This is a genomic window from Streptomyces phyllanthi, from assembly GCF_009377205.1.
GTDB classification, from domain to species: Bacteria; Actinomycetota; Actinomycetes; order Streptomycetales; family Streptomycetaceae; genus Streptomyces; species Streptomyces phyllanthi.
Window position 1 is genome coordinate 1 of the sequence record NZ_VJZE01000354.1, and the last position, 9,794, is coordinate 9,794.

A 9,794-nucleotide genomic window follows, 5' to 3' on the forward strand; every position below is an offset into this window, starting at 1 on the left:
GTGCAGGCGGCTCCGACCCAGGTGGCGTCGCAGCCTCCGCAGGACCCGGGTGCCGGGCGGCTGATCGCGGGCCGGTACCGGCTGCTGGCCAAGCTCGGCCACGGCGGCATGGGCACGGTCTGGCGGGCCAAGGACGAGACGATGGACCGCGAGGTCGCCGTCAAGGAGCCCCGGGTACCGGACCATCTTCCCGAGCGCGAACGGGACAACGCGTACGAGCGCATGCGTCGTGAGGCGCGTGCGGCCGCCCGGCTGGACCACCCGGCGGTCGTGCAGGTGCACGACGTGGCGGTCGTGGACGGCCGCCCGTGGATCGTGATGGAGCTGGTGCAGGGGCGTTCGCTGGGCGCCGCGCTCCAGGAGGGCACCCTCGGGGTACGGGAAGCGTCGAGAATCGGCCTCCAGGTGCTGGGCGCCCTGGAGGCCGCCCACGCGGCGGGCGTCCTGCACCGTGACGTCAAGCCCGACAACGTGCTCCTCGGCCGCCACGACCGTGTCGTCCTCACCGACTTCGGTATCGCGCAGATCGAGGGCGAGACCAGCCTGACGGACACCGGCGGCTTCGTCGGCTCGCCCGAGTACATCGCGCCGGAGCGCGTGCTGGGCCAGCGTCCGGGCCCGGCGTCGGACCTCTGGTCGCTCGGGGTCGTCCTCTATGCGGCCACGGAGGGCGTCTCGCCGTTCCGCCGCACCAACACCCCCGCGACCCTCCAGTCCGTCCTCAACTCCACGCCCGCCGCACCCGCTTCGGCGAACGGCCCGCTGGCCGAGGTCATCAACGGCCTGCTGAACAAAGACCCGGCGCGCCGCCCGTCCGCCGCCCAGGTCCGCACCCTCCTGGAGGAGGCCGCCAGGCCCCCGGCCTCGGAGCCCACCCGGGTCGTCCAGACCGCCGGCCAGGTCGTCCAGACCTCCGGCCCCGGGGGCAAGGGCCTCCGCATCGGCCGCAAGGCCCTGCTCGGCGCGGGCGCGGCCGTCGTCGCGGCGGCCGTGACGGCGTACCTGGTGATCGCGGATCCGTTCGCGGGGCCGTTGCCGGAGGGATGGGCGACCCGCACACACCCGAAGCTCGGCGTGACGCTGGCGGTGCCCGCGAACTACCAGGTCACCCGGCCGGAGGCCGACGCCGCACCCAAGGACAAGAACTGGGTGACGTACTCCGACTGGAGCGGCGGCGTCTGGATCGGTGTGCAGGTGGCCAGGAAGTCCCAGGACTCCCTGAACCAGATCAAGAACTCGGCGGCGGCCGAGATGTACGCCGACAACGAGAAGTTCAAGAGCGCCGGCGACTACGACCTGTCCATGCCCGAGGGCCCGAGGACGACCCCCGAAGCAACCACCTACAAGGACAGGAAGGCGGCCGAGAACACGGTCGCCTACACCACCACCGACAGCCGGGACCCGCGCCCACGCGAGCTGCGGATCTTCTACTACCGCACCTCCGCCGGGGACATGTACAAGCTCACCGTCAGCTACCCGGGCAAGGGCGACTTCACCGAACGCGGCCGCGAGGTCGCGGAGGCCGCCATCGCCAACCTGGAGATCGCCAGGTCCTGACGGGTTTCCCCTGGCCGACCGACGGGTTTCCCCGGCCGACCGACGGGTTTCCCTGGCTGACCGACGGGTTTCCCCCGGCCGACGACGCGGGGTGTGATCCGCCGCTCGTGAACCCTGGATCACCTGTGGGTGACGGGAGTGCGGACGGACGGGCACACCCTGGGCGACGAGGCCTGGTGATCTACTGCGCGGCGGTGGCGACGACTACGCTCTGTGCTGTGACCCCTCTGCGACGGCGCCCGGTGGCGGACGCACACGGCCCGGGGCGTGAGGAGACGGCGAATCCATGACGACCACCGCCCGGCCCGAGGTGCGCCCCCATGTACGTTGACGACCGCGCCCACGCCACCCAGCGCTGGGCCGCGCGCATCGCGCTCGGCGCCGCGGTCCTCGCCGTACTACTGCCCCTGGGGGTCGCACGGGCCGCGAGCCTCCTGCTCGTCGCGGGAGGGCTGCTCGGGGTGGCGGTCACCCTCGCCGCGCTGTGGTGGGTCCTGACCCGGAAGGGAGCGGTCCGTGTCGCCGCCGCGCTGCTCGCGGTCGCCGCGCCCGTCACGGTCGTCTCGCTCTTCGCCGCCGCCAATCTGCTGTGGGTCGTCGTGGTGTCCCTCGCGCTGTGGGGGCTCGCCGTCTGGGCCGGCAAGTTCGCCCTGAGCAGCACCAAGTCGCATGTCGTACGGGTGCGCGAGTACCGGACGCCGGCCCCGGCCAAGCCCTTCCTCATCATGAACCCGCGGTCCGGGGGCGGGAAGGTCGAGCGGTTCGGGCTGAAGGAGAAGGCCGAGCGGCTGGGCGCGCGGGTCCACCTGCTCGACCCGGCACGGCACGAGGACGTCGTGGCGCTCGCACGGGACGCCGTCGACCAGGGAGCCGACCTGCTCGGAGTCGCCGGAGGGGACGGCACACAGGCGCTCGTCGCCGCTGTCGCCGCCGAGCACGACATCCCCTTCCTCGTCATCTCCGCCGGCACCCGCAACCACTTCGCCATGGATCTCGGTCTCGACCGCGACGACCCGTCGGCCTGCCTCGACGCGCTCACCGACGTGGGGGTCGAACTCCGCGTCGACCTCGGCTTCGCCGGCACCCATCCCTTCGTCAACAACGCCTCCTTCGGCGCGTACGCCGCGGTCGTGCAGAGCCCGGAGTACCGCGACGACAAGGTCCGTACGACGCTGGAGCTCCTGCCCGACCTGCTCACGCACCAGCGCGGCCCCAGGCTCGTCGCCCGGGCCCGGAACACCGTCATCGAGGCCCCGCAGGCCGTGCTCGTGAGCAACAACCCGTATCGGAGCGACGACCTGGTCGGCCTCGGGCGCCGCGAACGGCTCGACTCCCAGGTGCTGGGTGTGCTCGGCGTCAAGGTCGGGAGCGCCACCGAGGCCGCGGCGCTGCTGCTCGGCCCCAACGCCCCCGGGCTCACCGTCCTCACCGCCCACGAGGTCGTCGTCGACGCCGATCAGGGTGAGATCGAGGTGGGCGTGGACGGTGAGGCACTGGTCCTGCCCACGCCCGTACGGTGCCGGATCGAGCCCGGGGCTCTGCGGGTACGGGTCCCCGCCGACCGTCCCGGGGTCCCTGAGACCAAGCCCCCCATGGACTGGCGGCGACTGCGCAAGCTCGCGGCCGCGGTGGGCCGCACCGCCCTGCCCAAGAGCCGCCAGCACTGGGGCGACTGGCGGGACTGGAGGGACTGGCAGGGCCACCGGAGCACGCACGACGGACGTGACGGACGCGACGGACGCGACGGACGTGACGGTCAGGATGGACTCGACGGACAGGGCGGGCGGAACGGCCGGGACCCGCACATGTGGCGGAACCCGGAGACGTGGCGGAACCCCCGGACCTGGCGGAACGCGCAGACGTGGCAGGACTGGCAGAAGCGGTGGAACGACCGGAACCCGCAGGACCGCCGCAACTGAGCAGCCCACCGGAGCCGACAGGACTGCCGTAGCGGGAACAGACACGACTGCGCAGCCGACAGGATTGCTGCAGCCGAGGGACTGCCGCAGCCGGCAAGACTGCGCAGCCGACAGACTGCTGCACCCGACAAGACCGACGCACCCGCCAAGACCGCCGACCGCACCCGACAAGACCGACGCACCCGCCAAGACCGCCGACCGCACCCGCCAAGACCGCAAACCGCACCCGACAGGCAGGCGTGGCAGGCCGTCATCCCCCAACGTGATCAACCCGTCATCGCTCGCGCCCGAACCCCGCCTCGCCCTCCCCCAACGCCCTGATCAGCTCGTTTACTGCCACCGATCGCTGGCGCGGTGTGTGTACCCCGTGAAAGCCTGTTACCGCTGGGTACCCAAAGGCTCCGCTCGGGCAATACCCTGCGCCTCATGATGGACTCGCAGGCCCCGGAAAAGACCGGCACCAACCCCCTCGCGCCCGCCCCGCAGGGCGCCCGCACCGCCGCCGACGTGGTCACACCGGAGCTGGTCGCCCAGCTCACCAAGGGCGTGGCAGGCTCCGGCCGTACGGCCAACCACACGCCGTTCACCGGTGAGAAGCTGGCCGACCTGCCCGAGTCCACCCCCGAGGACGTCGTGGACGCCTACGCGCGGGCGCGCGCGGCCCAGGCCGTGTGGGCGCAGCGGCCGGTACGGGAGCGCGCCGCCGTCCTGCTCCGCTTCCACGACCTGGTGCTGGAGCGCCAGGCCGAGGTGCTGGACCTCATCCAGCTGGAGACCGGCAAGGCGCGTCTGCACGCGCACGAGGAGGTCCAGGCCGTCGCCGTGGCCGCCCGCCACTACGGGCGCAAGGCGGTGTCGTACCTGAACCCGAAGCGGCACGCGGGCGCCATGCCCACCCTCACGCGCGTCACCGAACTGCGCCACCCGCGCGGCGTGGTCGGCCAGATCGCTCCCTGGAACTACCCGCTGGAGCTGTCGGTCGGCGACGCGATCCCCGCCTTCGTCGCGGGCAACGCCGTGGTCATGAAGCCCGACACGGAGACCGCCCTCACCGCGCTCTGGGCCCGCGACCTGCTGGTCGAGGCCGGACTGCCCGCCGAGGTCTTCCAGGTCGTCATCGGTGACGGCCCGGTGGTCGGCCCGGAGGTCGTCAAGCACGCCGACTACGTCTCGTTCACCGGCTCCACCCGCACCGGCCGCGAGGTCGCCCAGGGCGCCGCCGCCCGGCTCGTCGGGGTCTCCCTCGAACTCGGCGGCAAGAACGCCATGCTGGTGCTGGAGGACGCCGACATCGAGAAGGCGGCGGCGGGCGCCGTACGCGCCTGCTTCTCCTCCGCCGGGCAACTGTGCATCTCCATCGAGAGGTTGTACGTCCACGAGTCGATCGCCGACGCGTTCGTGGAGCGGTTCGCCGCCCGCACCAAGGCCCTGCGGCTCGGTACGTCCCTCGCCTACGGCGCCGACATGGGCTCGCTGGTGGGAGAGCGGCAGCTGGAGACCGTCACGCGGCACGTCGAGGAGGCCGTCGCCAAGGGCGCGAAGGTCATCGCGGGTGGCGTGGCCCGCCCGGACATCGGCCCGTACTTCTACGAACCGACGATCCTGGAGGGCGTCGAGGCTCCCATGGCGGTGTGCGGTGAGGAGACCTTCGGCCCGGTCGTCTCCATCTACCGCTTCAAGGACGAGGACGAGGCGGTCGAACTCGCCAACTCCACCGCGTACGGCCTGAACTCGTCCGTCTGGACCAAGGACGGCAAGCGCGGACGCGAGGTCGCCTCCCGGCTGCGCACCGGCACGGTCAACGTCAACGAGGGCTACGCCTCCGCGTACGGCAGCGTCCAGTCGCCCATGGGCGGTATGAAGGACTCCGGCCTCGGCCGCCGCCACGGTTCCGAGGGCATCCTCAAGTACACCGAGGCCCAGACGATCGCCCAGCAGCGGCTGCTGCCGATGGCGCCCGCGTTCGGCATGGACGACGAGAAGTACGCGCAGTTCATGAGCCGGAGCCTGAGGGTGATGAAGGCGCTGAGGCTGCGCTAGCGCGCGAACAACCCGAAACGGCCCGCACTGCACACTCGATGGGGAGAACGCACGTGCCACAGGACGCTTACGACTACGACGTCATCGTCGTCGGTTCCGGTTTCGGCGGCTCGGTGACCGCCCTCCGCCTCACGGAGAAGGGGTACCGGGTAGGCGTCCTGGAAGCGGGCCGCCGCTTCACCCGCGAGTCGCTGCCGAAGAACTCCTGGGACCTCAGGAACTACCTGTGGGCGCCCAGGATGGGCATGTACGGCATCCAGCGCATCCACCTGCTGGGCAACGTGATGGTGCTGGCGGGCGCCGGGGTGGGCGGCGGCTCCCTCAACTACGCCAACACCCTCTACGTACCGCCGAAGCCCTTCTTCGAGGACCCGCAGTGGAAGGACATCACCGACTGGCAGGAGGAGTTGCGGCCGTACTACGACCAGGCCCGGCGCATGCTGGGCGTACGGCTCAACCCGACCATGACCCCGTCGGACGTCCACCTCAAGGCCGCCGCCGAGCGGATGGGCGCCGGCGACACCTTTCATCTGGCACCCGTCGGCGTCTTCTTCGGTGACGGCGAGGACGCGGAGGGCCAGTCGAAGGCCGGGCCCGGCGAGGAGGTCGCCGACCCGTACTTCGGCGGCGCCGGGCCCGCCCGAAGGGCCTGCACCGAGTGCGGCGAGTGCATGACGGGCTGCCGCCACGGCGCGAAGAACACCCTCAACGAGAACTACCTGTATCTGGCCGAGAAGGCGGGCGCGGTCGTCCACCCCATGACGACGGTCGTGTCGGTCACCGACGACTCGCAGGGCGGGTACGCCGTCGCGACGCTCCCGACCGATGAGAAGAGGAAGGGCGAAGGGCGGGTCTTCAAGGCGCGTCGGGTCGTCCTCGCCGCCGGTACGTACGGCACCCAGACGCTCCTGCACCGTATGAAAGCGGCCGGCCAACTGCCCTACCTCTCGCCGAGGCTGGGCATGCTCACCCGCACCAACTCCGAGGCGCTGGTGGGCGCGCAGACCGACAACCGGCGCTACCGCAAGGCGCACGGCGCACCCCGGGCCGACTTCACGCGGGGCGTGGCCATCACGTCCTCGATCCACCCCGACGAGAACACCCACATCGAGCCCGTCCGCTACGGCAAGGGCTCCAACGCGATGGGCGGCCTGTCCATCCTCCAGGTGCCGTACGCGGAGGGCTCGTCCCGCGCTCTGGCCTGGCTCGCGAACGCCGCGCGCCACCCCTGGCTCGTGGTCCGCTCGCTGTCCAACCGGCGCTGGTCGGAGCGGACCATCATCGGCCTGGTGATGCAGTCGCTGGACAACTCCCTGACCACGTACCTGAAGGACAAGGGCGTGGGGAAGGGGCTGCTGACGGCACGCCAGGGGCACGGCGCCCCCAACCCCAAGCAGATCAAGGCCGCCACGGAGGCCGCCTCCGCTCTCGCCGCCGAGATCAACGGCTTCGCGGGCAGCAACGTGGGCGAGCTGATGGGCACCCCGCTCACCGCGCACTTCCTGGGCGGCTGCCCGATCGGCGCGTCCCCCGAGGAGGGCGTGATCGACCCGTACCACCGGCTGTACGGCCACCCGGGCATCTCGGTCGTCGACGGCGCCGCGGTCTCGGCCAACCTCGGCGTGAACCCCTCGCTGACCATCACGGCCCAGGCCGAGCGCGCGATGTCGTACTGGCCCAACAAGGGCGAGGCCGACCCGCGTCCGGCGTCCGGCGCCGCGTACGAGCGACTGAAGCCGGTCGAGCCACGGCACCCGGCGGTTCCCGCGGACGCGTTCGGCGCGCTGCGGTTGCCGTTCCTGGGGGTGCCGACGGTGCCACCGAAGGAGTAGGGAGCAGGGGGCGTACAGAAGAAGGACCCGCGCTCCCCTCCGAGCGCGGGTCCTTCTTGTATGTGCACGGCGTGGCGCCTTACACAGCTTGTGACGGCCTCACGGGGCCGTGTTCCCGCCCATGCGCGTCCATGCGTGCCCATGCGCGTTGATGCGGCGTCGCAAAGACACGTGTGTGACCAGTGAGACCCGAGAAGGGTTGCGTCCGTTTTCACGGAATCCCTGCGTGGGCTGCGTCACATGTGGATAAGGGTGGCAGTCGGCAATCCGACGGCCGGTCGTCCGAAAGGGTGCCGACGGGTCGGGCGGCTCCGAATACGCGGTGTGATGGTGTCACGTACATGATGTGATGGGCGTCGGCTGGGACTGGCCTGTCCCGGTCCTGCGGGGTGCATGTGGATCATGCGCCAGACGCTGAGGGGGAGACGTGAAGTTACAGATGGCACGGACGGCCGCGGCCGTGGCGGTCGTGGCCGCGCTGGGGGCCACCGCTGCGTGCGGTGGGGGCGGCGACAAGAACGGCGCCGGGACGAAGCCAACCGAGGCGACTGCCGGCCGGTCCCCCGACGATCCGAAGACGCGGGATGACGCCGACGGGGGCCCGCTGACCGCGGCCCAGCTGGAGAAGGCCGCCCTTGCGGCCGGTGACGTCAAGGGCTACAAGGTCGAGAAGACCTCCGAGGCGGACATGCCCGCCGAGACGGTGCCCGCTGAGCCGGCCGCCTGTCAGCCGGTCGCGGACATGTTCTTCTTCGCCTCCACCCCGAGGGCCGCGTCCCGCACCGGCCGTACCCTCACCGCCAGGAGCGACTCCGACACGAACGTCGTCTCGCTCGCCCTGCTCGCGCACGAGCAGGGCAACGCCGAGAAGGTCGTCGCCGACCTGCGCACCGCGTCGAGGTCGTGCACCGCGTACGAGCACGCCGGGTACCAGTACAGCGACGTCAAGGCCCTGCCCGCCCCGGAACAGGGCGACGAGGCGGTCGCGTACGGACTGAGGGGCTCCATCGAGGGCACCGAGGTGCCGATGACCTTCACGATCGTCCGCAGCGGGTCGACGCTCGTGGCGTTCTACGCGATGAACGCCGCCGAAGGGGCGAAGGCCCAGGTGCCGGAGGACGTGATCGAGGCGCAGATGGAGAAGCTGGGCGAGCTGGAGGAGCCGGAGCAGGCGTCGGGTTGAGCGGCCCCGTGGACGAGCCGACGTGACGTCGGCGGCGAAGAGCCCCGCGGGTGGCGTCCCGCGGGGCTCTTCTGAGTCAGCACCGACGTCAGGGCAGCGCCGGTGCCTGGGGAAGCGGCGCCGGGGGGTTGCGCCGCTTTTCAGGTCTTCGGGCCGTGTACGGCCGGTCTTCGGCTTCTGTGCGGCTGGTCTCCACGGTTCCATGTGGCCGGGACTTCAACGGGACCGTGCCCCATCCTGGCCGTCTGGGCTTGGTGGGCCACCAGTCGGCTCCCCGGCGCACCTGGGGCGCGCGCGTGGTCTTGACCATTGGCAGTCAGGCCGTGCAATGCGGTGTTCGAATGCGGACTGTCCCTGCATCGTGCTGGATGGGGCACGGCCTCCGCAACCGTTTCGACCACCCTTGAACAGATTCCGCCGGTCGGCTCCGGGCGTCCCCGAAGCCGACCGTTCTCTTGAGTGACCGGGCTGCTGTCCCCTGCCGTCCGGTCACGACCCTGGAGCGAGGTCCCACGGCGCACAGCACGACCCGTACGCCTCATCGCTCCAGCGGAGCCACGCGTGGTTCATTCGGGCCCGCGCCTGGCTGACACGGGCATCGGGACCAACGAAGGGCGTCGTACGGCGGTCACGCGCCGTACGGGTGAGAGACGGTTCGGACGCGCACACACCGGCTCGCGCGTGGGGAGTGCGCGGGCCCTTTCCGGGGCGCCCCGGGTCAGATGCGGCCCCGGCACAGTTCCAGCAGGGTCATGGCCAGGGAGGTACCGGGCTTGCCGAGGGCGTCCCTGTAGTGGGCGAGGATCTCCATCTCGCGGGAGAGGTTCACCCGGCGGCCGCCGGAGGCGATACGGGCGTCCTGGATGACCGCGGAGACGGCCATCCGTTCCTGGACGAGCCCGATGATCCGGTCATCCAGGGCGTCGATGCGTTCACGTGCGTCGGTGATCACGCCGACGGCCTCCTCGGTACGGGCACCGGTCTTCTCGGCGGGGTCGTTCGTGGTGACGTTTGTGGTGATGTTTGTGGTGATGTTCGCGGCGGCGGCCGTGGTGGTGGGCATCGTGGTGGCTCCTCGTGTGGTGGTGGATGCCCCGGACCGGCAGAACCCGGAAACGAGCAGGCGCCCCGGGCCTTGTCGGCCCGGGGCGCCTGGGAAGTCGCTTGTCAGTTGCTCAAGCAGCACGACCATGGCAGCCGGTGGGCCGGTTGCCATAGGTAAAGACGAAGGTCTGGTGCTTGAGCATGCGAGCAGTATGGCGC

5 protein-coding genes and 1 pseudogene are annotated in these 9,794 nt (G+C 71.2%); 5 read left to right on the forward strand and 1 reads right to left on the reverse strand.

What is annotated here, in order from left to right:
• The 5 genes and pseudogenes from FNH04_RS33870 to FNH04_RS33890 all read left to right on the forward strand — a co-directional run bounded on the left by FNH04_RS33870 (nucleotide 1) and on the right by FNH04_RS33890 (nucleotide 8,531).
• The gene (locus tag FNH04_RS33870) at nucleotides 1–1,557 is read left to right on the forward strand and encodes a serine/threonine-protein kinase (protein WP_322724633.1); all 1,557 of its coding nucleotides are present in this window, start codon (nucleotides 1–3) and stop codon (nucleotides 1,555–1,557) included.
• Between the two features lie 320 nt (nucleotides 1,558–1,877).
• Nucleotides 1,878–3,227: pseudogene (locus tag FNH04_RS33875) on the forward strand (diacylglycerol/lipid kinase family protein); the annotation flags it as partial.
• Between the two features lie 675 nt (nucleotides 3,228–3,902).
• On the forward strand, nucleotides 3,903–5,516 hold the full coding sequence (locus FNH04_RS33880) for a succinic semialdehyde dehydrogenase (RefSeq protein ID WP_152789681.1): 1,614 nt from the start codon (nucleotides 3,903–3,905) through the stop codon (nucleotides 5,514–5,516).
• A gap of 53 nt (nucleotides 5,517–5,569) precedes the next feature.
• A complete protein-coding gene (locus tag FNH04_RS33885; protein WP_322724635.1) occupies nucleotides 5,570–7,348 on the forward strand; it encodes a GMC family oxidoreductase in 1,779 nt (592 codons plus the stop codon).
• A gap of 427 nt (nucleotides 7,349–7,775) precedes the next feature.
• A complete protein-coding gene (locus FNH04_RS33890) occupies nucleotides 7,776–8,531 on the forward strand; it encodes a hypothetical protein (RefSeq protein WP_322724636.1) in 756 nt (251 codons plus the stop codon).
• Nucleotides 8,532–9,249: 718 nt separating this feature from the next.
• Here FNH04_RS33890 and FNH04_RS33895 read toward each other — a convergent pair.
• The gene (locus FNH04_RS33895) at nucleotides 9,250–9,594 is read right to left on the reverse strand and encodes a chorismate mutase (RefSeq protein WP_152789683.1); all 345 of its coding nucleotides are present in this window, start codon (nucleotides 9,592–9,594) and stop codon (nucleotides 9,250–9,252) included.
• Nucleotides 9,595–9,794: the final 200 nt, after the last annotated feature.